This is a genomic window from Pantoea sp. PGP6 (assembly GCF_053474785.1).
Genome location: NZ_JBQBMA010000001.1, coordinates 3,567,116 through 3,592,554 on the forward strand (window position 1 = coordinate 3,567,116; position 25,439 = coordinate 3,592,554).

General features: G+C 56.3%; 18 protein-coding genes and 1 pseudogene. 10 read left to right on the forward strand and 9 right to left on the reverse strand.

All coding sequences use genetic code 11. The features are described 5' to 3' along the window. Positions 1-139: 139 nt before the first annotated feature. From ACLIBF_RS17445 to ACLIBF_RS17465, 5 genes and pseudogenes are all read left to right on the forward strand, one after another. Positions 140-1,291 carry an iron-containing alcohol dehydrogenase gene (locus tag ACLIBF_RS17445; protein ID WP_046289194.1) on the forward strand — a complete coding sequence of 384 codons (1,152 nt, stop codon included), beginning with the start codon at positions 140-142 and terminating at the stop codon, positions 1,289-1,291. Positions 1,292-1,299: 8 nt separating this feature from the next. Next, entirely contained in the window at positions 1,300-2,184 is an 885-nt protein-coding gene (locus ACLIBF_RS17450) for a dihydrodipicolinate synthase family protein (protein ID WP_031376680.1), read from the forward strand. A 213-nt stretch (positions 2,185-2,397) separates the two neighbouring features. Further along, complete coding sequence (locus tag ACLIBF_RS17455) at positions 2,398-3,813, forward strand: sodium:solute symporter family protein (RefSeq protein WP_031376681.1); 1,416 nt, start codon at positions 2,398-2,400, stop codon at positions 3,811-3,813. A 1-nt stretch (position 3,814) separates the two neighbouring features. Further along, positions 3,815-5,007: pseudogene (locus tag ACLIBF_RS17460) on the forward strand (sialidase family protein). Between the two features lie 8 nt (positions 5,008-5,015). Beyond that, positions 5,016-5,687 (forward strand): SDR family NAD(P)-dependent oxidoreductase, encoded by a 672-nt coding sequence (locus ACLIBF_RS17465; RefSeq protein WP_031376683.1) that lies wholly within the window; start codon positions 5,016-5,018, stop codon positions 5,685-5,687. A 13-nt stretch (positions 5,688-5,700) separates the two neighbouring features. Here the strand turns inward: ACLIBF_RS17465 and yacL are convergent, their stop codons facing one another. The 3 genes from yacL to ACLIBF_RS17480 form a co-directional block, all read right to left on the reverse strand. Next, positions 5,701-6,084, reverse strand: coding sequence for a protein YacL (yacL, locus tag ACLIBF_RS17470; RefSeq protein WP_031376684.1), 384 nt, complete (start codon positions 6,082-6,084; stop codon positions 5,701-5,703). Between the two features lie 189 nt (positions 6,085-6,273). Further along, on the reverse strand, positions 6,274-8,871 hold the full coding sequence (gene acnB, locus ACLIBF_RS17475; RefSeq protein ID WP_279810062.1) for a bifunctional aconitate hydratase 2/2-methylisocitrate dehydratase: 2,598 nt from the start codon (positions 8,869-8,871) through the stop codon (positions 6,274-6,276). A gap of 461 nt (positions 8,872-9,332) precedes the next feature. Beyond that, positions 9,333-9,845, reverse strand: coding sequence for a phenolic acid decarboxylase (locus ACLIBF_RS17480; protein ID WP_279810073.1), 513 nt, complete (start codon positions 9,843-9,845; stop codon positions 9,333-9,335). Between the two features lie 102 nt (positions 9,846-9,947). Between ACLIBF_RS17480 and ACLIBF_RS17485 the strand changes: the two genes are divergently transcribed. Further along, entirely contained in the window at positions 9,948-10,844 is an 897-nt protein-coding gene (locus ACLIBF_RS17485; RefSeq protein WP_031376686.1) for a LysR family transcriptional regulator, read from the forward strand. Between the two features lie 477 nt (positions 10,845-11,321). Here the strand turns inward: ACLIBF_RS17485 and lpdA are convergent, their stop codons facing one another. The 4 genes from lpdA to pdhR all read right to left on the reverse strand — a co-directional run bounded on the left by lpdA (position 11,322) and on the right by pdhR (position 18,363). Beyond that, positions 11,322-12,746: a dihydrolipoyl dehydrogenase gene (gene lpdA / locus ACLIBF_RS17490; protein ID WP_031376687.1), complete on the reverse strand. Its 1,425-nt coding sequence runs from the start codon at positions 12,744-12,746 to the stop codon at positions 11,322-11,324. Positions 12,747-12,906: 160 nt separating this feature from the next. After that, entirely contained in the window at positions 12,907-14,814 is a 1,908-nt protein-coding gene (gene aceF, locus ACLIBF_RS17495; protein WP_448310188.1) for a pyruvate dehydrogenase complex dihydrolipoyllysine-residue acetyltransferase, read from the reverse strand. A gap of 14 nt (positions 14,815-14,828) precedes the next feature. Further along, positions 14,829-17,495: a pyruvate dehydrogenase (acetyl-transferring), homodimeric type gene (gene aceE / locus ACLIBF_RS17500; RefSeq protein WP_031376688.1), complete on the reverse strand. Its 2,667-nt coding sequence runs from the start codon at positions 17,493-17,495 to the stop codon at positions 14,829-14,831. 103 nt (positions 17,496-17,598) lie between these two features. Further along, positions 17,599-18,363, reverse strand: coding sequence for a pyruvate dehydrogenase complex transcriptional repressor PdhR (gene pdhR / locus ACLIBF_RS17505; RefSeq protein WP_031376689.1), 765 nt, complete (start codon positions 18,361-18,363; stop codon positions 17,599-17,601). A gap of 516 nt (positions 18,364-18,879) precedes the next feature. On the opposite strand from pdhR, the gene aroP reads away from it, so the two are divergent. From aroP to ACLIBF_RS17520, 3 genes are all read left to right on the forward strand, one after another. Then, positions 18,880-20,235 (forward strand): aromatic amino acid transporter AroP, encoded by a 1,356-nt coding sequence (gene aroP / locus ACLIBF_RS17510; protein WP_031376690.1) that lies wholly within the window; start codon positions 18,880-18,882, stop codon positions 20,233-20,235. 199 nt (positions 20,236-20,434) lie between these two features. Next, positions 20,435-21,847, forward strand: coding sequence for a glycoside-pentoside-hexuronide (GPH):cation symporter (locus ACLIBF_RS17515; RefSeq protein ID WP_031376691.1), 1,413 nt, complete (start codon positions 20,435-20,437; stop codon positions 21,845-21,847). Further along, the gene (locus ACLIBF_RS17520) at positions 21,844-22,803 is read left to right on the forward strand and encodes a glycoside hydrolase family 43 protein (protein ID WP_279810065.1); all 960 of its coding nucleotides are present in this window, start codon (positions 21,844-21,846) and stop codon (positions 22,801-22,803) included. The genes ACLIBF_RS17515 and ACLIBF_RS17520 overlap by 4 nt, the downstream gene beginning before the upstream one ends. Here the strand turns inward: ACLIBF_RS17520 and ampE are convergent. Both ampE and ampD read right to left on the reverse strand, forming a co-directional pair. Beyond that, positions 22,785-23,639 carry a beta-lactamase regulator AmpE gene (gene ampE, locus ACLIBF_RS17525; RefSeq protein WP_046289190.1) on the reverse strand — a complete coding sequence of 285 codons (855 nt, stop codon included), beginning with the start codon at positions 23,637-23,639 and terminating at the stop codon, positions 22,785-22,787. The two genes, ACLIBF_RS17520 and ampE, sit on opposite strands and share 19 nt — an antisense overlap. 16 nt (positions 23,640-23,655) lie before the next feature. Beyond that, positions 23,656-24,207: a 1,6-anhydro-N-acetylmuramyl-L-alanine amidase AmpD gene (gene ampD / locus ACLIBF_RS17530; protein WP_089561383.1), complete on the reverse strand. Its 552-nt coding sequence runs from the start codon at positions 24,205-24,207 to the stop codon at positions 23,656-23,658. 198 nt (positions 24,208-24,405) lie between these two features. On the opposite strand from ampD, the gene nadC reads away from it, so the two are divergent. After that, complete coding sequence (nadC, locus tag ACLIBF_RS17535) at positions 24,406-25,302, forward strand: carboxylating nicotinate-nucleotide diphosphorylase (RefSeq protein WP_031376694.1); 897 nt, start codon at positions 24,406-24,408, stop codon at positions 25,300-25,302. Positions 25,303-25,439 lie beyond the last annotated feature (137 nt).

Here is a 25,439-nt window from a genome sequence, read left to right on the forward strand (position 1 = left end):
ATGATTGATTATATGTGAGCAAGATCAAATTAATCGAAATCGATATGTCCTATAAAATTAGCCACAGCAAGGGGATTACGTCAGCGTTACTCTGAGCGATATCAATCATTGCTTCAGAAATTACCAACAAGGGTGTGAGATGAATATCAACAGCACGGTGATCAGCGGCTATCAGACGTTGAACGACATGCGCTATCTGCTCGACGGCATCACGACAGCGTTAGTGGTAACCGATAACAACATTGAAGCCATTCCCGCCGTGCAGGCACTGGTGGGACAACTCCGGCAGCAGATCCCCGGACTCAGTGTGGTGAACAGCGTTCCGCCAGAGCCAGGTCAGCATGATGTGGCGGCGATTGTCAGCGCCCTGCCAGCGCAGGAGGTTGAACTGGTGATTGGCATCGGCGGCGGCAGCGTGCTGGATGTCGCTAAGCTGCTGTCAGTGCTGTGCGCCGGGGATGCGCCGTCACTGGATGCGCTGCTGGCAGGCGAGAAACCGCAGCGCCGCGTTCGCTCGCTGTTGATTCCGACCACCGCCGGGACCGGCTCGGAGGCCACGCCGAATGCGATTCTGGCGATTCCGGAGAAACAGACCAAGGTTGGCATTATTTCACCGGTGATGTTGCCCGACTGGGTCGCGCTGGTGCCGGAACTCACCACCAGCATGCCGCCGCATATTGCTTCATCCACCGGGATTGATGCGCTGTGCCATCTGATTGAGTGCTTCACCGCCACGGTCGCCAATCCGGTGAGCGATAACTATGCGCTGATCGGCATGAAGAAGCTGTTCGCCAGCCTCGAAACCACGTTACGTGAACCACACAATTTAGCGGCGCGACTGGAGATGCTGTGGGCCTCATACTACGGTGGTGCATCGATTGCCCACGCCGGGACGCACCTGGTCCACGCCATGTCCTACCCGCTCGGCGGCAAATATCATCTGCCGCACGGCGTTGCCAATGCCATTCTGCTGGCCCCCTGCATGCGCTTTGTCCGGCCCGCGGCGGTGAGCAAATTTGCTCAGGCTTACGATCTGCTGCCCGAGGCTGATACCGGCTTAAGCGAGGAGCAGAAATCTCATGCGCTGGTCGATTACTTCAGCGCACTGGTTCAGCGCCTGCAGCTGCCAGCCAGCCTGGAAGCGCTGGGCATCAGCCCGGATCACCTGCCCTATTTAGTCGATGCGGCGCTCGACGTGCAGCGCCTGATGAAAAACGTGCCGCTGGCCGTGACGGCGGACGATGTGCGCGCAGTCTACCTGACGCTGTTTCCTTCTCACCCGGCGCAATGAGGATTGCCATGAACAAAAAAATAACCGGGGTACTGACCGCCATCGTTACCACTTTTGATCGCGACGGTGAGTTTAATCCGGCTGCCCAGCGTGAGCAGGTGCGACGCCAGCTCGATGCCGGTAACGGTATTTTCTGCGGCGGCACCAACGGAGAATTCTTTGTGCTGAATCAGCAGGAGAAGATCGCGGTCACCGAAACCTGCGTCGATGAAGTCAACGGCCGTGCGCCGGTGGTGGCGCACATCGGCGAGATATCAACCCGTGAAACCATCCGCCTCGGTAAGCAGATCGCCAGGCTGGGCGTTGATGCCGTCTCGGTGATTACGCCATGGTTCGTGCCGTTAAAGCAGCAGGAGCTGATCGCGCATTACCACGCCGTTGCAGACGCGCTTGAGGTGCCGCTGTTCCTTTACAACATCCCGGCGCGTACCGGCAATACTCTGCAGCCTGACACCGTCAGGACGCTGGCGGCACATCCGAACATCATCGGTATCAAAGATTCAGCCGGCAGCTACCAGAGTCTGAGTGGCTTCCTGCAGGCTGCCGACGGCATCGATCACTTCGATGTGCTGAACGGCCCCGACTCGCTGATTCATCAGGGGTTCGTCGATGGCTGCTCCGCCTGCATTTCCGGGCTGGCAAACGTGGCGCCCGAGGCGATCAACGCCATCTGGGCGCAGTTTAACGCCGGCGATATTGCCGGTTCGCATCAGGCACAGGAGCGCGTCACCGGTTTACGCACCGATCTCTATAACATCGGCTTCTCTCCTGCTGCGGTGAAAAAGGCGGTCAGCCTGCTGGGCTTTGACGTAGGTGACAGCCGCTATGCGGTGCAGTTCAGCGCCGATCAGCAGCAGCAGATCCGCCAGATCGTCAATCAGTACCTGCAGTAATCGCCAGCAGGGCGGATGCCCTGCGTCTTCGGCAGGACCGGGGTGAGGTCCTGAAACGACACCGCGAACCGCTCGTGGCTGGCACCAATGACTCATCACCTTTTGGCGTGTCGTCAGCCTGCCCTGCCGGGGAACGACCATCATCTTTGTATCCTACCGGTCAGATGAGAACGAACCTGATGGTCGCCATCTGCCAGAACAATCGAGGTCATGATGAAAGCATTTTCTACTGAGAGCACCCTGCTGATCGTTGGCATGGTGGTCGCCTATATCCTGTTTACCACTTGGCTGACCTGGCGGCTGCGCAGCAAAAGCAGCGGTGACTTTATGGAAGGCTCACGCGCGATGCCGGCATTTATCGTCGGCGTGATGCTGATGTCAGAATATATCGGCGCCAAGTCGACCATTGGCACCGCCCAGGCGGCTTTTGAAGATGGCTTTGCCGCCTCGTGGTCGGTGATTGGTGCGGCGATCGGCTTCCCGCTGTTTGGTCTGATCCTGGTGAAACGCATCTATAACACTGGCAAAATCACTATTTCGGGCGCGATTGCCGAGAAATATGGCACCTCAACCAAAAATATCATCTCTCTCATCATGATCTATGCGCTGCTGCTGGTGAACGTCGGCAACTACATCAGCGGCGCAGCGGCCATTTCAACCGTGTTGAAAATCGACCTGACGCAGGCGGCCTTTATCACAGCAGTGGTCAGCACCTTCTATTTTGCCTTCGGCGGGATGAAAGGGGTCGCGTGGGTCACGCTGCTGCACAGCGCGCTCAAATATGCCGGGATCCTGATAATCCTCTTCGTGGCGCTGAAGATGACCGGCGGCGTAGCACCAATGATCGAAAAAATGCCGGCGTTCTACTGGACGTGGGATGGTCACGTCGGGGCCAGTACCATTGTGGCGTGGTTGATCGGGACGGTCGGATCGATCTTCTGTACCCAGTTTGTGATCCAGGCGATCTCATCGACCAAAGATGTGAAGTCCGCGAAGCGTGCCACCTGGGTCGCCTTCTTTTTCTGCCTGCCGATTGGTCTGGCGATGGCACTGATTGGCGTGGCGGCGAAATTTGCCCATCCTGATATCAAAAGCCTGTATGCGCTGCCGGTGTTTCTGCAGGATATGTCACCGTGGCTGGCGGGCATTGTCACCACCTCGCTGGTAGCGTCGATCTTCGTCAGCGTCGGTACCGTGGCGCTGGCGATCGCCTCGCTGGTGGTGAAGGACTTTTACGTGCCCTACCGCAATCCGACCCCGGAGCGTGAATTTAAAATGACGCGCTGGATCTCAATCGCTATCGGCTTCTTCCCGCTGCTGTTCGTGCTGTTCTTCCCGGAAGTGCTGAAGCTGTCATTCTTTACCCGCGCCATTCGTCTGTCGATTACCGTGGTGGCGATCATGGCGTTCTACCTGCCGTGGTTTAAAAGCACCCGCGGTGCCAATGCTGGTTTGATCGGCGCCTGTCTGGCGACGTCGGTGTGGTTCATCCTCGGTAACCCATTCGGCATCGATAATATGTACGTGGCGCTGGCGACGCCGGCGATCATCATGGTGATTGACCGCTGCATCCCGTCACGCCAGTCTCAGCCCAATACGCAACGCAATGCACAAAACAGTGGAGCCTAATATGACTCAGGAAACCGTCACCGTCGAACGCACCGGCCAGCTGGCGCCGCACCCGCAGGATAGCGCGCAACAGGTGGCGATGCTGCCATCGTCCTGCCCGCAAAACCATGCCGCCAATCTGCTCCGCTGCCCAATGGCGATCTGCTCTGCGTCTGGTTTGGCGGTACCCAGGAAGGCATCGCCGATATTTCGATCTGGTGTTCGCGGCTGGCAGAAGGCAGCTCTCGCTGGAGCGAGGCGCAACAACTGTCGGACGATCCGAGCCGTTCGGAACAAAATCCGGTGCTGTTCCTCGACCCGGATCAGGTGCTGTGGCTGCTGTGGACCGCGCAAAAATCGGGGAATCAGGACACCGCGATTGTACGCTATCGTCAGTCGCACGATCTGGGCCGCAGCTGGGGTGCCATCGCCACACTGCTGGATAAGCCGGGCACCTTTATCCGCCAGCCGGTGGTGGTGCTGCCCAACGGTAACTGGCTGCTGCCGGTGTTTTACTGCCTGACCCGGCCAGGTGAAAAGTGGGTCGGCAGTTATGATATCAGCGCGGTAAAAATCTCTGAGGACAAGGGGCAAAGCTGGCGTGATGTTGAGGTCCCGGACAGCACTGGCTGCGTCCACATGAACGTCACGCTGCTGGATGACGGCACGCTGCTGGCACTCTATCGCAGCCGCTGGGCCGATCATATTTACCAGAGCCGCTCCGTCGATCAGGGCGAAAGCTGGAGTGCCCCACAGCCGTTGTCGCTGCCTAACAATAACTCATCGATTCAGGTCACCACGCTGCGCAATGGTCATCTGGCGCTGGTGTTCAATGCGATGAGCGCGCAAGGCGCGAGTGAGCGGCGGCTGTCGCTGTATGACGAAATTGAAGATGAGGATGATGATGAGGTAGCTGTCGCCGCCCAGCCAGTGGCACACGGCGCGCGAACGGCCTTCTGGGGTGCACCGCGCGCGCCCATGACGCTGGCGATTTCGCATGACGGCGGCAAAAGCTGGCCGCTGCAGCGTAATCTGGATGAAGGCGATGGCTACTGCATGACCAATAATTCACAGCAGAAGCTGAACCGTGAATTCTCTTATCCAAGCATCAAACAGGGAGCCGGCGGTGAACTGCATATCGCCTACACCTTTTATCGTCAGGCAATCAAGTATGTTCGCGTTGAAGAGTCGTGGGTGGCGGGAGGTCGCGCGTGATTGACCAAATGGCGCTGGTCACTGGTGCCAGTTCAGGCATCGGCCAGGCGATTGTTGACCGCTTGCTGGTGGAGGGCTGGCAGGTGATCGGCCTGAGTCGCTCGGCGCTGACGCGGCAGCATCCGGCCCTGCAGAGTTATCAGGTGGATGTCAGTGATGCCGCCGCCTTACAGAAGGTGTTAGCCCGACTGCCGGTGCCCCAGGCGCTGGTACACGCGGCAGGCATGATGCAGGCTGCGCCGCTGGGTGAACTCGATCTCCACGCCAGCGCGCGCTTATGGCAGTTGCATGTGGCAGCGGCGGAGCAACTGGCTAATCACTGCGCGCCACGGATGACCAGTGGCGGCAGGATTGTGCTGCTGGGCAGCCGCACCTCAGGCGGAGCGGCAGGACGCAGTCAGTATGTGGCGACCAAATCCGCAATGATCGGGATGGTGCGCAGCTGGGCGGCAGAACTGGCACCGCGCGGCATTACCGCCAATATTGTGGCGCCTGGCGCAACCGACACGCCGATGCTGCAACAGCCGGGTCGGGGCAGCTCACCGCCGAGGCTGCCGCCAATTGGCCGCTTTATTCAGCCGGAGGAAGTGGCCGGGCTGGTGCATTTTCTGCTCACGCCTGCCGCAGCGGCGATGACCGGACAGCAGCTGGTGCTGTGTGGCGGGGCGTCTCTCAGTTAACCGGCTGGGCGGCTCAGGTCGCCCGGCTTTTATTACCGTACTGATTCACAAACTGGCGATAAGCAGCGATCACCAGCAGAAAATCTTCAATGCCGCAGAATGAGAGGCTCTCTTCGTCGTAGTAGTTCATCCCCTCCTCCATGCCGTCATCTTCCAGCGCCAGCAGATTGGCACGGATCATCACCTCTTCCTCGTCCAGCAGGATAGTGTATTCGCTGCCGACGCGCTGCCATTGCCGCACGCTGCCTTTTACATCTTCAATCGCCGCTTCGACTTCATCCAGCAGGCCGGGATCGTCCCTGACTTCTTCATTGAACCAGTGGCCGACCGCTTCGTGATCCATCGACATGCGCACCTTAATCTGGCCGGTCACATCGCGTAAAAATTCATATTCCATCGCCCGTTCCTCTCAACATCATCGCGTCACGTTATCAGTGTCAGCGCTGCCCCAACGGCAAAGTGTGACAAGTGGCGCATTATTGCAGGCTGTCCGGCGAAATCCAGCTTTTCATCGCACCGGTTGCCGTTGCACAGACGAAAAAAAGGGGCGAATCATCGCCCCTTTTTACTGCTGCTGGTCAGTGAATCAGACCGCAGTCTGGAAAATCACGCCGTCAGCTTTATCGGTGTACTGGGTCAGCTGGTCGAAGTTGAGATAGCGATAAGTGTCGCTGGCAGTTTTATCCACCTGCGCCATAAATTGCTGATACTCATCCGGCGTTGGCAGACGACCTAACAGTGAAGCCACCGCCGCCAGCTCGGCTGACGCTAGGTAGACGTTAGCGCCGGTACCCAGACGGTTCGGGAAGTTACGGGTTGAGGTGGAGACCACCGTCGCACCGTCCGCCACACGCGCCTGGTTACCCATGCAGAGTGAACAGCCTGGGATCTCGATACGCGCGCCGCTCTTACCGAATACGCTGTAGTAACCTTCCTCAGTCAGCTGCGCCGCATCCATCTTGGTTGGCGGAGCCACCCACAGACGGGTCGGTAACTGGCCTTTATGGCTATCCAGCAGCTTACCGGCTGCACGGAAGTGACCGATGTTGGTCATGCACGATCCGATAAAGACTTCATCGATCTTCTCGCCCTGCACGTCAGACAGCAGACGGGCATCGTCTGGATCGTTTGGTGCGCAGAGGATCGGCTCTTTAATATCAGCCAGATCGATCTCAATCACTGCGGCATATTCCGCATCCGCATCCGCTTCCAGCAGCTGTGGATCCGCCAGCCATTTCTCCATGCCTTCAACACGACGCTCCAGGGTACGGCGATCGCCATAGCCTTCAGCAATCATCCACTTCAGCAGAACGATGTTGGAGTTGAGGTATTCAATGATTGGGTCTTTATCCAGCTTGATGGTACAGCCGGCCGCTGAACGTTCAGCTGACGCATCTGACAGCTCAAACGCCTGCTCGACTTTCAGATCCGGCAGCCCTTCAATCTCAAGGATGCGGCCAGAGAAGATGTTTTTCTTACCCTTCTTCTCAACGGTCAGCAGACCCTGTTTGATGGCATACAGCGGAATGGCATGAACCAGATCGCGCAGCGTAATGCCCGGCTCCATTTTACCTTTGAAGCGAACCAGCACGGATTCCGGCATGTCGAGCGGCATAACGCCGGTCGCTGCGGCAAACGCCACCAGGCCAGAACCCGCCGGGAAGGAGATGCCGATCGGGAAACGGGTATGTGAATCGCCGCCGGTGCCGACGGTATCCGGCAGCAGCATACGGTTCAGCCAGCTGTGGATAATGCCGTCACCCGGACGCAGCGACACACCGCCACGGTTCATGATGAAGTCAGGCAGCGTATGGTGTGTATTCACATCCACCGGCTTAGGATAAGCCGCGGTGTGACAGAATGACTGCATCACCAGATCGGTTGAGAAGCCGAGGCAGGCCAGATCTTTCAGTTCATCACGGGTCATCGGACCGGTAGTATCCTGCGATCCCACCGAGGTCATTTTCGGTTCGCAATAGGCGCCCGGACGGACACCGTCGACGCCACAGGCGCGACCGACCATTTTCTGTGCCAGCGAGAAACCGCGGGTGCTCTCCGCGACATCTTTCGCCTGACGGAATACGGTGCTGTGCGGCAGACCCAGCGACTCACGCGCTTTGGTGGTCAGGCCACGACCGATGATCAGCGGAATACGGCCACCGGCGCGCACTTCGTCAATCAGCACTTCGGTTTTCAGTTCGAAGCTGGCCAGCAGTTCGTTGGTCTGGTGGTTACGCACTTCGCCTTTGAATGGATAGATGTCGATGACATCGCCCATGTTCAGGTTGTTCACGTCGACTTCGATCGGCAGTGCACCGGCATCTTCCATGGTATTGAAGAAGATCGGAGCAATTTTGCTGCCCAGCACCACGCCGCCGCCTTTTTTATTCGGCACGTTCGGGATGTCGTCGCCCATAAACCACAGCACCGAGTTGGTGGCGGATTTACGTGAGGAACCGGTACCGACCACGTCACCGACGTAAGCCAGCGGGAAGCCTTTTTCCTGCAGCGCTTTAATCTGTTTGATCGGGCCGACGTTGCCTGGCTCATCCGGCTCAATGCCTTCACGGGCATTTTTCAGCATCGCTAACGCGTGCAGTGGGATGTCAGGACGTGACCAGGCATCCGGTGCCGGAGAGAGGTCGTCGGTATTGGTTTCGCCGGTAACTTTGAACACGGTGACGGTAATCTTTTCCGCCAGTTCTGGTCGTGACAGATACCATTCCGCATCTGCCCACGACTGCATCACCTGCTTCGCGTAGTCATTGCCCGCTTTGGCTTTCTCTTCTACATCGTAGAAGCTGTCGAACATCAGTAGCGTGTGTGACAGGGCTTTGGCCGCGATAGGAGCCAGTTTTTGGTCGTCCAGCGCCTCGATCAGCGGATGAATATTGTAACCGCCCTGCATGGTGCCGAGCAGTTCAACCGCTTTTTCAGGAGAGATCAGAGGAGAGGTGGCTTCGCCTTTGGCGACAGCGGCCAGGAAACCCGCTTTAACGTACGCCGCTTCATCGACGCCGGGTGGAACACGGTTGACCAACAGATCGGTCAGAAATTCTTCTTCACCCGCAGGTGGATTTTTTAGCAGTTCAACCAGCGCGGCCATTTGGGAAGCATCTAAAGGCTTAGGTACGATCCCTTCGGCGGCACGCTCGGCAACGTGCTTACGGTATTCTTCTAGCACGACGTTATCCTCGCTCTCATTATGTAGGGCTTTCCGACCACCTTGCTCACTTATAGAGAACAACCTTACCTTATGATGTCCAGGTTGAGGTGCCCGGTTTCGCGGAGGGCAGAATAGCAGGATTTCGGGTGTTTGTTAATCTGTTTACAAAAATACAACATTAAATGCATAACCAATTGCGACGGTTTTACGCCGCCAGCCATCGCCCTTCCGGACGGCAAACCGGCCCGCAAAGCACGCCATTACGCCGCCGGAAAACATCACCACGCGTTGACCTGCCGGTCAGGGTTTTACCAGCAATGATTTATCTGAAATGTATAACGGCGAGGAATAGAACGCCGGCCTGAAGATAATTTTTGGCGAGTTGCTGGCAGAATCAGATACTGTTTCGCAGCAGACAGCAGATGGTTTTGGCGGGTAAGAAAAGCAGAAGAGCCCGGCATGGGCTCTTCTGAACGAGGTTAGTTTTTCAGATTGGCAGGAAAATCGGCGGGCAGTTCACTGGCCGGGCAATCAATCACGCTGTCATTGTTTTCGCCGGCATCGCGGATAAAGGTCAGCGTAGCGAACTCATCAATCACTTCAGTCGGATAAGCCGGACCTGCCTCGCGATATTGTGCCATCTCTTCCAGATGTTCGTTCTGGAAGCAGACAGTTTTTTCCGGATTGTTCATCACCCAGCGAGGGAAGAAGATGGTGCCGTGGAAAATTTTATCGGTCAGGTTAACCGCCAGGCTGACATCGGTGCCGGTTGGTTCGGTCCAGGAGACTTTATAGACATTCTGTGCCAGACGGACGATATAAGCGTGCTGATTTTTCACCCAACGGTTACCCACCATTCCGCTGTGAATCCGGTAATCAACGGTGTTGGCATTTTTTATATAGAGCTCGTAGTTCCAGCCGTTGTCATAGGTATAAACCAGATGTTTGCCGACCAGACCAGACAGGTTGTTTTTATCAAAAGTGCTCATGATGATTTCCTCATTTATTTGCCTTGAGGAGATTATTGCGCGTTACAAAACCGATTAATAACGCTATTTTTAGCACTTATTCATTCAAATTTTAGATATATTATTATGCATAAAACGACGCTCGAACAGTGGTTTCTTCTCGACTCGGTAGTTAACGAAGGAAGCTTTGCACTGGCGGCAGAGAAAAATAACCGCAGCCAGTCTTCAGTCAGTTACCAGATTGGTTTGCTGCAGCAGCGGCTGGGCGTAGCGCTACTGCAACAGGAAGGACGCCGGGCGGTTCTGACGGCGGAGGGCCAGCAGCTACTGGCGCAGGCGCGGCCGCTGCTGACCGGTTTTAGTAGTCTGGAAGCGCAGGCGGCGGCGTTACAGCGCGGCGAGCCTTCCCGTGTCGACCTGATGGTCGATGCCATCGCACCCAAACCGCTGCTGTTTAAGGTGTTACACCAGTTTCAGCAGCGTTATCCGCACGTCCGCGTCTGGTTCAGTGAAATCGTCCGCAGCGAAACGCCGCTCAGGCTGGCGGAACAGCAGGCCGATCTCTGGCTGGTGGCACACAGCGACGACCAGCCATTGGCAGGTGAGAGTCTGATGAGCGTCGATTTTATTGCCGTCGCCCATCGCGATCATCCCCTGCACAGCGAACCGGCTCCGCTCAGTGCGACGACGCTGGCGCGCTGGCCCTGCATTACCATCCTCGATCGGCAGCAACAGCAGCAGTCAGAAGTCAGTGGCGAGCAGGCAGAGAACTGGTCATTCACTACCCTGTCGGCGGCTATTGAGGCGGTGCAGCATCAGCTGGGCTATGGCTGGTTGCCGGAGAAGAACATTGCCGCCTTGCTGGAGAGCGGCGAACTGCGCCCGCTTCCGCTGCTGCAGGGACGCCGACGTTCAACCTCGCTGATGTTGCGCATCAATGAGGAGAGATTACCGGGCAATGCGGCCATCGCGGTACTGGCGCAGATGTTTATCGACCAGGTGGCGGTTGATCGGCGGGTGTGATGGTACGTGTTTCGTTCGTGGGAGAGGATGAGTGCGGGTTGAGGTAGTTAGTCCCCGCAGATGCGGGGAACACCACCAGCAGGATCCGCATCATTTTTTCACGTCCGGTTTATCCCCGCTCACGCGGGGAACACTGCAGACGTGATTACCCGGTGGTTCGAAATTGCGGTTTATCCCCGCTCACGCGGGGAACACGGGTCAATAGATCCGCGCTGGATGACATTTGAAGGTTTATCCCCGCTGGCGCGGGGAACACGCACTCTGCGCAGATGGACGGCCTGCCGGGCACGGTTTATCCCCGCTCACGCGGGGAACACCCTAAAATTATCTGATTGATTACTAAATTCTTTTTCAAGCCCGATAATTCTACCGAATTCTACACCCAGACTTAAGCCAGATGCACAGTTAATCGCCAGTCCAAAATTCAGGCAAAAAAAAGCCCCCTTATCGGGAGCTTTTTCTATCAGGCAGAGTGACTTATTTCTTTTTCGCTTTCGCGTTAGGCAGATCGGTGATGCTGCCTTCGAAGATTTCAGCCGCCAGGCCCACTGACTCATGCAGGGTTGGGTGAGCATGGATGGTCAGCGCGATATCTTCCGCATCACAACCCATCTCGATCGCCAGACCGATTTCACCCAGCAGCTCGCCGCCGTTGGTGCCGACAATCGCGCCACCGATAACCCGGTGCGTTTCTTTGTCGAAAATCAGTTTGGTGATGCCGTCTGCACAGTCAGAAGCGATAGCACGGCCAGAGGCTGCCCACGGGAAGGTGGCGGTCTCGTAGCTGATGCCTTTCTCTTTCGCTTCTTTCTCGGTCAGGCCGACCCAGGCAACTTCTGGCTCGGTATAAGCGATGGATGGGATCACTTTAGGATCGAAGTAGTGCTTCAGACCCGAGATCACTTCCGCCGCAACGTGGCCTTCGTGCACACCTTTGTGCGCCAGCATTGGCTGACCGACGATGTCGCCGATAGCGTAGATGTGCGGCACGTTAGTGCGCATCTGCTTATCGACACGAATGAAGCCGCGATCGTCCACTTCCACGCCCGCTTTGCCCGCATCCAGACCTTTACCATTCGGTACACGACCGATAGCAACCAGCACTGCATCGTAACGCTGTGCTTCGCCTGGCGCTTTTTTACCTTCCATCGAAACGTAAATGCCATCGTCTTTTGCTTCAACGGCGGTCACTTTGGTTTCCAGCATCAGGTTAAATTTCTTGCTGATTTTCTTGGTGAAGACTTTCACCACGTCTTTATCCGCAGCCGGGATGACCTGATCGAACATCTCGACCACATCAATCTCTGAACCCAGCGCATGATAGACCGTCGCCATTTCCAGACCGATGATACCGCCACCCATAACCAGCAGGCGCTTCGGTACTTCTTTCAGTTCCAGTGCATCGGTTGAATCCCAGACGCGTGGATCTTCATGCGGAATGAACGGCAGTTCGATTGGGCGTGAACCCGCAGCGATGATAGCGTTATCGAAGTTGATGGTGGTCGCGCCGCCTTCTCCTTCAACCACCAGGGTGTTAGCACCGGTGAATTTGCCCAGGCCATTAACCACTTTGACTTTACGACCTTTTGCCATACCTGACAGGCCGCCAGTCAACTGGTTGATCACCTTCTCTTTCCAGCTGCGAATCTTGTTGATATCAGTCGATGGCTGACCAAACACAATGCCGTGCTCTTCAAGGGCTTTCGCCTCTTCAATCACTTTAGCAACGTGCAGCAGCGCTTTAGATGGGATACAACCGACGTTCAGACAAACACCACCGAGGGTGCTGTAACGCTCTACCAGTACGGTTTCCAGACCTAAATCCGCGCAACGGAAGGCTGCAGAGTATCCTGCAGGACCCGCCCCAAGTACTACGACCTGGGTTTTAATCTCTGTACTCATCATGACCTCTTATTTGATATCCGGCGGGTCAGACGTTCTTATGATGCCCTTGTTCCACCGGGACTTTCACCGCAAGAGTTTACAGAATTGTTAACAAACTGCCAACCGCGGTGCGACGAATCGTTACAGGAAGGCCGGCTTTCGCCGGCCTTCTTCACATTTACATAACTAAACGACGAATGTCGGAGAGCATATTGCCGATCAGAGTGATGAAACGCGCACCATCAGCACCGTCGATAACACGGTGATCGAAGGAAAGAGAAATTGGCATCATCAGACGCGGCGTAAACTCTTTACCATTCCATACCGGCTCCATCGCCGATTTGGAGACACCAAGGATCGCCACTTCCGGCGCGTTAACGATCGGCGCGAAGTGGGTGGTTCCCAGGCCGCCAAGGCTGGAGATGGTAAAGCATCCGCCCTGCATGTCCCCTGCCGTCAGCTTACCGTCACGCGCTTTCTTCGAAATCGCCATCAGTTCACGCGACAGCTCGGTGATGCCTTTTTTGTTCACGTCTTTGAAGACCGGAACCACCAGGCCATTTGGCGTATCAACCGCCACACCGATGTTGATGTATTTTTTCAGCGTCAGCTTCTGGGCATCTTCAGACAGCGAGCTATTGAAGCGTGGCATCTGCTCAAGCGCCGCAGCAACCGCTTTCATGATGAACACCACCGGGGTGTACTTCACGTCCATCTTACGCTTCTCGGCTTCCGCGTTCTGCTGCTTACGGAATGCTTCCAGGTCGGTGATGTCGGTTTTGTCGAAATGCGTAACGTGTGGGATCATCACCCAGTTACGGCTCAGGTTAGCACCGGAAATTTTCTGGATGCGTCCCAGTTCGACTTCTTCGATTTCACCAAACTTACTGAAGTCCACTTTCGGCCATGGCAGCATGCCTGGCAGACCACCGCCGCTGGCAGCAGCTGGTGCCGCTTCAGCGCGTTTGACCGCCTCTTTCACGTAGCTCTGCACGTCTTCTTTCAGGATGCGACCTTTGCGGCCGGTGCCTTTGACTTTCGCCAGGTTAACACCGAACTCACGCGCCAGACGACGGATCACCGGGGTAGCGTGAACGTACGCATCGTTCTCGGCAAACTCACCTTTGCTCTCCGCTTTCGCTGCTGGTGCTGCGGCCGGTTTGGCTTCGGCTTTTTCTGCCGGTGCGGCTGCGTCCTGCTTCGCGGCGGCCGGTGCTGCGGCTGGCGCGGCACCTTCCACTTCAAACACCATGATCAGCGAACCGGTGCTGACTTTGTCGCCGGTGGCCACTTTCAGCTCTTTCACGGTGCCGGCGAATGGCGCAGGAACTTCCATTGAGGCTTTGTCGCCTTCCACCACGATCAGTGACTGCTCAGCCTCAACTTTGTCGCCAACTTTAACCAGCACTTCAGTGACTTCTACTTCGTCACCGCCGATGTCCGGTACGTTAACCTCTTTTGCGCCCGCAGCCGCAGCCGCAGCCGGAGCCGTTGCTGCTTCTTCTTTCACTTCAGGTTTCACGTCAGCGGCTGGCGCTGCGCCTTCCGCTTCAAACACCATGATGTGCGAACCGGTGCTCACTTTGTCGCCGGTGGCAATCTTGATCTCTTTTACGGTGCCGGCGAACGGTGCCGGGACTTCCATCGAGGCTTTGTCGCCTTCCACCACGATCAGAGACTGTTCTGCTTCAACTTTGTCGCCAACCTTCACCAGAATCTCAGTGACTTCAACTTCGTCACCGCCGATATCCGGCACATTGACATCTTTGCTGGCGGTAGCAGAGGCAGCCGCTGGCGCCGGGGCCGCGTCGGCTTTTTTCTCTGCGGCCGGGGCCGGTGCAGCTTCTGCCGCACCTTCCGCCTCAAACATCATGATCAGCGAGCCGGTTTCCACTTTGTCACCGGTGGCGATTTTGATCTCTTTGACCACGCCAGCCTGCGGCGAAGGCACTTCCATTGAGGCTTTGTCGCCTTCCACGGTGATCAGCGACTGTTCGGCTTCCACCTTGTCGCCAACTTTCACCAGAATCTCGGTGACTTCAACTTCGTCAGACCCGATATCCGGTACCTTAATTTCGATAGCCATTACTCTATTACCTCTTAAGCCAGACGCGGGTTAACTTTATCGGCATCGATATTGAATTTGGTGATCGCGTCAGCCACCACTTTCTTCTCAATCTCGCCACGTTTAGCCAGCTCACCCAGCGCGGCAACCACGACATAAGATGCATCCACTTCGAAGTGATGACGCAGATTTTCGCGGCTGTCAGAGCGACCAAAGCCATCGGTACCCAGCACGCGATAGTCGCTGGCTGGCACATAGCTACGAACCTGCTCAGCGAACAGCTTCATGTAGTCGGTTGAGGCGACGGCCGGTGCATCGTTCATCACCTGAGCAATGTAAGGCACGCGCGGTGCTTCTGTCGGATGCAGCATGTTCCAGCGCTCACAATCCTGGCCATCACGTGCCAGTTCGGTGAACGAGGTCACGCTGTAGACGTCAGAGCCGATACCGTAGTCTTTCGCCAGGATCTGCGCGGCTTCACGTACGTGACGCAGGATAGAACCTGAACCCAGCAGCTGGACTTTACCTTTGCTGCCGTCGACCGTTTCCAGCTTGTAGATACCCTTACGGATACCCTCTTCCGCACCCTGCGGCATCGCCGGCATGTGGTAGTTTTCGTTCAGCGTGGTGATGTAGTAGTAGACGTTCTCTTGCGCTTCGCCATACATCCGCACCAGACCGTCATGCATGATCACCGCGACTTCATATGCGTATGAAGGATCGTAGGAGATACAGTTCGGGATGGTCAGCGACTGAATGTGGCTGTGACCATCTTCATGCTGCAAACCTTCGCCATTCAGCGTGGTACGACCGGAGGTGCCGCCGACCAGGAAGCCGCGCGCCTGCTGGTCGCCCGCCAGCCACATCAGATCGCCGATACGCTGGAAGCCGAACATGGAATAGTAGATGTAGAACGGGATCATCGGCAGGTTGTTGGTGCTGTAAGAGGTCGCCGCCGCCAGCCAGGATGAACCTGCACCCAGCTCGTTGATCCCTTCCTGCAGAATCTGGCCTTTCTCGTCTTCTTTGTAGTAAGCAACCTGCTCACGGTCCTGCGGCGTGTACTGCTGGCCGTTCGGGCTGTAGATACCGATCTGACGGAACAGACCTTCCATACCAAAGGTACGCGCTTCGTCCGCCAGAATCGGAACCAGACGATCTTTGATCGACTTGTTCTTTAGCATCACGTTCAGGGCACGCACAAAGGCGATGGTGGTAGAGATCTCTTTATTCTGCTCTTCCAGCAGCGCACCGAACTCTTCCAGCGCTGGCATTTCCAGCTTCTCGGTGAACTTCGGCTGACGCGTCGGCAGGTAGCCGCCCAACTTCTCACGCTGACCGTGCAGATAGTTGTACTCTTCAGAGCCTTTGTCGAAGGTCACGTACGGCAGTGATTCAATCTTGTCATCGGCTACCGGCACGTTGAAGCGATCACGGATATAGCGCACGCCATCCATGTTCATCTTCTTCACCTGGTGAGCAATGTTTTTGCCTTCCGCGGTGTCGCCCATACCATAACCCTTAATGGTATGCGCCAGGATCAGCACCGGCTTGCCTTTGGTGTCCTGCGCTTTTTTCAGTGCCGCGTAGATTTTCTTCGGATCGTGGCCGCCACGGTTCAGTGCCCAGATTTCATCATCGGACATATCTTTAACCAGCGCGGCGGTTTCCGGATATTTACCAAAGAAGTGCTCACGCACATACGCGCCATCACGCGATTTAAAGGTCTGGTAATCGCCGTCAACGGTTTCGTTCATCAGCTGAATCAGCTTGCCGCTGGTATCTTTGCGCAGCAGCTCATCCCAGCGACCGCCCCAGATGACTTTGATCACTTCCCAGCCAGCACCGGCGAAAATGCCTTCCAGCTCGTTGATGATCTTACCGTTACCGGTGACCGGGCCATCCAGACGCTGCAGGTTGCAGTTGATGATGAAGACCAGGTTATCCAGTTTTTCACGGGTAGCGATGGTGATTGCGCCTTTTGATTCCGGCTCATCCATCTCGCCATCGCCGAGGAAGGCGTACACGGTCTGCGCGGAGGTATCTTTCAGGCCACGGTGTTCCAGATATTTCAGGAACTTCGCCTGGTAGATAGCCGACAGCGGACCCAGACCCATAGAAACGGTCGGGAACTGCCAGAATTCCGGCATCAGTTTCGGGTGCGGATAAGAAGAGAGGCCTTTACCGGCCACTTCCTGACGGAAGTTGTTCATCTGCTCTTCGGTCAGTCGACCTTCAAGGAACGCACGGGCATAAATGCCTGGGGAAATGTGGCCCTGGAAGTAAACCAGGTCGCCGCCATCCTTCTCACTGCGCGCGCGGAAGAAGTGGTTAAAGCACACTTCATAAATGGTGGCAGAAGACTGGAAGGAGGACATATGGCCACCGAGTTCCAGATCTTTCTTCGATGCGCGCAGCACCGACATGATGGCGTTCCAGCGGATCGCGGAACGGATACGACGTTCAAGAGAGGTGTTGCCCGGATAATCCGGTTCATCTTCAACGGCAATAGAGTTGATATAGTTGCTGATTGCAGAAGATCCTGCAGCAACGTTCACGCCGCCTTTGCGGGCTGCACCCAGTACCTGATCAATCAGATACTGCGCACGTTCAACACCTTCTTCACGGATGACCGATTCGATCGCCTGTAGCCAGTCACGAGTTTCAATCGGATCCACGTCATTGTGTAAACGTTCTGACATGGGTGTGTTCCTTATCTGTGTCTAATACGTTGAATAATCGGGAGCCTGTTACAGCACATGCAGGCAGGCTCGTCGCACATGTCCGTACGATCTTTGTCGCACGTTATTCCTTACGTTGCTGTAAACGACGCAGGGAGCGTTCTCGACGGCTCTGCTCCCGACTTCTGTCCAGCAAGATTTCCTCAATGAACGCCAGGTGACGGTGTGAAGCCTCGCGCGCTTTTTCCGGCTCACGAGCCACAATCGCCTCAAAGATTCTGGCGCGGTGACCGCTCACTTTCGCCAGCATTTCCCGGCGCGAGTAGAGCAATTCAAAATTCTGACGGACGTTTCGTTCCAGCATAGGGCCCATAGAGCGTAGCAAATGCAAAAGCACGACATTATGGGCGGCTTCTGTGACAGCGATCTGATACTGCATCACTGCGTCCGCTTCGGCGTCTAAGTCGCCGCTGTCCTGTGCCTGCTGGATCTGCAGATGGCAATCGCGAATCCGCAGCAGATCCTCTTCGGTGCCGCGCAGTGCCGCATAATAGGCAGCAATGCCTTCTAAGGCATGGCGCGTTTCCAGCAGATCAAATTGTGATTCCGGATGGTCGGCGAGAAGCTCTACGAGTGGATCGCTCATGCTTTGCCAGAGATGCTCCTGTACGAACGTTCCGCCACCCTGACGGCGTAGCAGTAATCCTTTGGCTTCTAAGCGCTGGATCGCTTCGCGGAGAGACGGACGTGAGACATCGAATTGTTTGGCGAGTTCGCGCTCGGGGAGCAGCTTCTCTCCCGGACGCAGCGTCCCTTCCATGATCAGGGATTCGAGCTGTTGCTCGATAGCGTCGGAGAGCTTGGGTTGGCGAATCTTACTGTAAGCCATCTTCCCTTCTTATTGAGCCAATCGTCCGGAGTAAATTGGTAATACCAATTGCCAAAAGGTGCCGGTAAAGTAACAAAGTATTCACCTTGTGTCTATACGGTCCGGATGACATTCCAGTGCGGCTAAAGCCAGTGCTGACGCTAACTTACGGTTAAAAAAATGAAAAATTACCGTGGAAGCAAATGTTAAATATTTTCACTTTTACCAAACCTTACACCCGCTTAGCTGCTAAACGCAGCGGCAACCATAAGTGAAACCTATTCGTCATCAGTAACATTTCATGGCAGAAATTTGGGCAACACCAACGTGAGCCGGACGCTGTTTTTTCAGTCAATGCCCAGCACGAAAAGCGAAAGCAGGTGCAAAGCGATTCGCTTATCACTATTCTTGTCGCCAGGGTAGCGCATGGCAGCAGACAGCACGCCAGATACCGTAAAATAATCAATACATTAATGTAACTCCTTCCTTACAGCGGTCTGCGCTGCGAACGAAGAATAAAAACATCACGAGGTTTGTATGGAACAACAGCAAGGCGAAGCGCTGAAACGTGGTCTGAAGAACCGCCATATTCAGCTCATCGCGCTGGGTGGTGCGGTGGGGACCGGCCTGTTTCTCGGCAGTGCATCGGTCATTGAATCCGCCGGACCGGCAGTCATTCTGGGGTATGCCATTGCCGGTTTTATCGCCTTTTTAATTATGCGCCAGTTAGGCGAGATGGTGGTGGAAGAGCCGGTTGCCGGCAGCTTTAGCCACTTCGCTTATAAGTACTGGGGCAACTTTGCTGGCTTCGCGTCGGGCTGGAACTACTGGGTACTCTATGTGCTGGTGGCGATGGCGGAACTGACCGCAGTAGGCAAATATATCCAGTTCTGGTGGCCTGACTTTCCCACCTGGGCCTCAGCCGCCATCTTCTTTGTGATGATCAACGCCATCAACCTGACCAACGTAAAAGTGTTTGGCGAGATGGAATTCTGGTTCGCCATCATCAAAGTGGTGGCAGTGATTGGCATGATCCTGTTCGGCGGCTGGTTGCTGTTCAGCGGCAGCGGCGGCCCGCAGGCAACGGTGCGCAATCTGTGGGAACAGGGCGGATTTTTCCCTCATGGCCTCGGTGGGCTGGTGATGGTAATGGCGATCATTATGTTCTCGTTTGGCGGCCTGGAACTGGTAGGGATTACCGCGGCAGAAGCCGATAATCCGGAAACCAGCATTCCCAAAGCCACCAACCAGGTGCTGTGGCGCATCCTGATTTTCTATATCGGTTCGCTGGCCGTGCTGCTGTCACTGATGCCGTGGACCCGGGTCACTGCCGAAGTCAGCCCGTTCGTCTTCATTTTCCACGAGCTGGGTGATGCGATGGTGGCCAATGCGTTGAACGTGGTGATCCTGACTGCCGCGCTGTCGGTCTATAACAGCTGCGTTTACTGCAACAGCCGCATGCTGTTTGGTCTGGCGCAGCAAGGCAACGCGCCAAAAGCGCTGCTGAAAGTGGATCGCCGCGGTGTGCCGGTGCTGACCATTCTGGTCTCCGCCGTCGCCACTGCACTGTGCGTATTGATTAACTACCTGATGCCGGGCGAGGCTTTCGGCCTGCTGATGTCTCTGGTGGTTTCTGCGCTGGTGATCAACTGGGCGATGATTAGCCTGGCCCACCTGAAATTCCGTCGTAAGAAAGATCAGCAAGGGGTCACCACCCGCTTTAAAGCGCTGCTCTATCCGGTAGGTAACTGGATTTGCCTGATCTTCCTGGCCGCGATTCTGGTCCTGATGGCAAACACGCCGGGCATGGCGATTTCCGTCTGGCTGATCCCGGTCTGGCTGGTCATTCTGGGCATCGGTTACTTCATTAAAAATCAGACGCAGAAAGCCTGATAAGCACTTTCCTGCTGCGACACCGTTGGCGGTCGCAGCAGGCTACTCTCCCCCGCCGGCGTACGCTGCCAAAGACCGATCCAGCTCACACTTCTCCCCGCGCACCTGATTTGTCCATCTTCACGACGATTTATTCCCAGTCATCTCTCTGATTTAGCGACAATAATTCCTGTTCACACCGGATGCGCAGGAGAGAACCATGAAAGGTGCAGCCCTCTCGTTTCGAGAAAAACTGGGTTATGGCATGGGCGATGCCGGATGCAACATGATTGGCGGTGCCATCATGCTGTTCCTTAACTACTTCTATACCGATGTTTTCGGTTTAGCCCCGGCGCTGGTCGGCACGCTGCTGCTGTCAGTGCGGGTACTGGATGCGGTAACCGATCCGATTATGGGCGCGATTGCCGATCGCACCCAGAGTCGCTGGGGTCGTTTCCGCCCGTGGCTGCTGTGGGTTTCCGTCCCGTATGTGCTGTTCAGCGTGCTGATGTTTACCACGCCGGACTGGACCTACCATAACAAGGTGATCTGGGCCTTCGTCACCTACTTCCTGATGTCGCTGACCTACACTGCCATCAACATTCCCTACTGCTCGCTGGGCGGCGTAATTACCAACGATCCCGGTGAGCGCGTCTCCTGTCAGTCTTACCGTTTCGTGATGGTCGGCATCGCAACGCTGATCCTGTCAATGTCGCTGCTGCCGATGGCGGAATGGTTTGGCGGCGAAGACAAGGCGCGGGGTTATCAGATGGCGATGACCGTGCTGGCAACCATCGGCCTGGCGATGTTCTTGTTCTGCTTTGCCACGGTGCGTGAGCGTATTCATCCTGCCGTCCCCAGTAATGACGATCTGAAGAAAGATCTGCGCGACGTCTGGAAAAACGACCAGTGGGTGCGCATTCTGCTGCTGACCTTCTGCAACGTCTGTCCCGGCTTTATCCGCATGGCCGCCACCATGTATTACGTCACCTGGGTAATGGGACAATCGACCCACTTCGCCACGCTGTTTATCAGCCTTGGCGTGATCGGCATGATGTTCGGCAGTACGCTGGCAAAAGTGCTGACCGACCGCTGGTGTAAGCTCAAGGTCTTCTTCTGGACCAACATTGCACTGGCGCTGTTCTCCAGCGCATTTTACTGGATCGATCCGCACGCCACGCTGATGGTGGTGATCGCCTACTTTGTGCTGAACATCCTGCATCAGATTCCGTCGCCGCTGCACTGGTCGCTGATGGCCGATGTCGACGACTATGGCGAATGGAAAACCGGCAAGCGCATCACCGGTATCAGCTTCTCCGGTAACCTGTTCTTTCTCAAAGTGGGACTGGCGGTCGCCGGGGCGATGGTTGGCTTCCTGTTGTCGATCTACGGCTACAATGCCGGGGCTAAACAGCAGTCGCCGGAAGCGATCAACGGCATCATGCTGCTGTTTACCGTGATTCCGGGCGTTGGCTATCTGATTACGGCGGGTGTGGTACGCCTGATGAAGGTCGACCGTAAAATGATGATCACTATCCAGCAGGATCTCGCGCTGCGCCGCGAAAATTTCCGAGACTTACAGACTACTCGCCCACGCGACGGCGTTGTCCCGCAAACCGGAGAAGTAAAATGACCGCTACCTGGCCTAATCCCTTTATTGAACAGCGCGCCGACCCGTTTATCCTGCGTCATGATCAGCAATACTATTTTATCGCCTCGGTGCCGGAATATGACCGGCTGGAGATCCGGCGTGCCGATACGCTGGCAGGCCTGCGCAGCGCTGAACCGGTGGTGGTATGGCGCAAACCGGACAGCGGCCCCTGCAGCGAGCTGATCTGGGCGCCGGAACTGCACGTTATTGATGGCCAGTGGGTGATCTACTTCGCCGCTGCTCCGACACGCGACATCAAAGATGGCCTGTTTCAGCACCGGATGTATGCGCTGGTGTGTGATGCCGCCGATCCGCTGCAGGGTGAATGGCAGCCGTGTCGTCGGGTATTCAGCCAGTTCGACAGTTTCTCGCTTGATGCCACGCACTTCGTGCATCAGGGTAAGAACTGGTATCTGTGGGCGCAGAAAGATCCGGCCATCCCGGGTAACTCCAACCTCTACCTGGCCGAGCTGCTCAATCCCTGGACACTGAAAGGCACGCCGGTGATGCTGAGCCGACCTGAATATGAATGGGAATGTGCCGGATTTAGCGTTAACGAAGGCGCGGCGGTAATCAGCCATGGCGATCGGCTGTTCGTGACCTACTCTGCCAGCGCCACCGATGAGAATTACTGTCTGGGTTTACTGTCGATTGCGATTGATGCCGATCCGCTCGACGTCACCGCCTGGCAGAAATCTGCTCGGCCGGTGTTTGTATCGAGCTGGGATAATCATCAGTATGGACCGGGCCATAACAGCTTTACCCAGGATGAGGCGGGACGCGACGTGCTGGTTTACCACGCGCGTAACTACACCGAAATTGAAGGCGATCCGTTATGGGATCCGAATCGCCATACCCGGCTGAAGTACTTTGACTGGCGGGCAGATGGCACACCTGACTTTGGCGTGCCGCCCGCCGATCACACCAGCGTGCCGTAGATCGTCAGCAACGCAACGGCCACCACCAGCACCAGCGACGTTCGTTTCGCTAACGCCACGGCAACCCGTGGCGTTTCCACTTTATCAGTGTGCGGATCGCGCGACAGCGAGAACTGGGCCAGGCTGGTCAGCACCTGATACTGCGAACGATGACGGTCGGTCAGCGAGGCAAACCATGCCGGCAACGCTTTCTCGCCGTGTCCCAGCAAGGCGTAGGCCACACCTGCCAGCCGCACCGGGATCCAGTCGAGCACATGCAGTATGCTATCCACGCCCGACTGCGCACGCGCCATCGGCGTGCCCTGTTTTGCCAGCCAGCCCTGCCAGGCGCGCAGGAATGCGTAACCCACCAGCAGCACCGGTCCCCATGCGCCGCCCACCACCAGCCAGAACATCGGCGCGAGGTAGAAGCGGAAGTTAATCCAGATTAGCGCATTCTGCAGTTCGCGCAGGAATTCACGCTCGCTGCACTCAACCGGCACACCGTGGATCAAGGTCAGCTCTGCCGCCATCGCCTGATGGGCTGCGGCATCATCGTGGCTGGCCGCCTTCAGATAGGTGTGATAGTGCAGACGGACCGATCCCGCGCCGATACATAACAGCCCAATGACGATCCAGAACAGCAGTTGCAGCACGCCAAACAGCAGGCCTTTCAGGCTCCAGACCACCAGCGCCGTCACGGCCATCGCCAGCACCGTCATCAGCAGGGTGCGCATCAGAGAGAAATGCTGACGACGACGAAAAAACGGCTCCAGCCGATGTTCGAGTTGCCAGTGCTCGCCCAGCTTAAACAGGCGCTCCCAGCCTAAAACCAATAACAAGGTAAACAACGTCATACTGACTCCGCAAAAATCACGATTTTTGCTGCGTTAACAGCTGCTTATAGTAGTCCCAGTCAAATGCAGGTCCGGGATCGGTTTTGCGCACCGGCGCGATATCACTGTGTCCGGTAATGCGCGCAGGCGTGATGGGATAGTGCTGCAACAACACCTGTGTAACCTGTTGCAGCGCCCGGTATTGCGCCTCGGTATAGGGTTGGTTATCCGTCCCTTCCAGTTCAATGCCAATCGAGAAGTCGTTGCAGTTTTCCCGGCCGTCGAACTGTGACACGCCCGCATGCCAGGCGCGTTTATCAAACGGCACATACTGTACAATCTCACCTTGCCGGCGAATCAGGCAGTGCGCTGCCACGCGCAGGCTGGCGATATCCGCAAAATAGGGATGAGCATCCGGCGGCAGCGTACCGGTGAACAGTTTGTCGATCCACGGACCGCCAAATTCGCCCGGCGGCAGACTAATATTGTGGATCACCAGCAGCGAAGGCGCCTCGTCGTCGGGTCGATCATTGCAATGCGGCGAGGGGACCTGACGCACCCCGGTCAGCCAGCCATGTTCAAGTTTCATGCTGCATTTCCTTGTTCAATCAGGCTGAGAATAGCATGAATAGTAAGGGTTTCTTGCGTCTTAATGCGTCATCAGGCCGCAGTCCGATCGGCTCTTGTTAAGGATACTAAACAAAATTCCGCTCATCACTGGTACGCTGCGGCGGTTCAGGCTATTGTGGACGCCTTACTCATCATCCCTTTTTGGAGTTGATCGCTTATGTCTTCGCGTGGTTATGATCCGGACAGTCGCCGCCAGGCGCTGATTAGACGCATTGAAGGTGACATCCCTGAGGCTGTCGCACGCGCTTTACAGGAAGATCTCGGCGGCGAAATTGACGCCGACCGTGATATCACCGCCCAGCTGTTACCTGCCGAAACGCAGGCTCATGCTCAGGTGATTACCCGTGAGGCGGGTGTTTTCTGTGGTAAACGCTGGGTTGAAGAAGTGTTTATTCAGCTTGGCTCGCACGCCACCCTGACCTGGCATGTAGAGGATGGCGATCGCATCGAGCCTGACCAGCCGCTGTTCGACATCGACGGTCCGGCGCGACTGTTGCTGACCGCTGAGCGTACCGCGCTCAATTTTGTCCAGACGCTTTCAGGCGTTGCCACCGAGGTCAGCCGCTATGTGGCGCTGCTGGCGAACAGCCAGACGCAGCTGCTGGACACGCGAAAAACCCTGCCCGGGCTGCGCACCGCCCTGAAATATGCCGTACTGTGCGGCGGCGGCAGTAACCATCGCCTCGGCCTGTCCGATGCCTATCTGATTAAAGAGAATCACATTATTGCCAGCGGATCGATCCGTCAGGCGGTAGAAAAGGCGCAGTGGCTGCAGCCGGATGTGCCGGTAGAAGTTGAAGTCGAATCGCTGGAGGAGCTGGACCAGGCGCTGGACGCAGCGGCGGATATCGTCATGCTGGATAACTTCAGCCTGGAGCAGATGCGGACGGCGGTGGAGCGTAATCAGGGTCGTGCGCTGCTGGAAGTCTCTGGCAACGTCACGGAAACCACTCTGCCTCAGATTGCGCAGACCGGCGTCGATTATGTCTCGGTAGGGGCGCTGACCAAGCATGTGCGCGCACTCGATTTGTCGATGCGTTTTCAGCAACAGTAAGACATTACGCCGTGTAACCGCACGGCGTTTTCTGCGATCCCGCTTCCATGACCCTTTCGGCTGTACTGCAAGCCACAAATATGTTCTCGCCCCCTTTTCCATTGTTTCATTCTGCGTCTGTGATTCTTCTGCCCGCC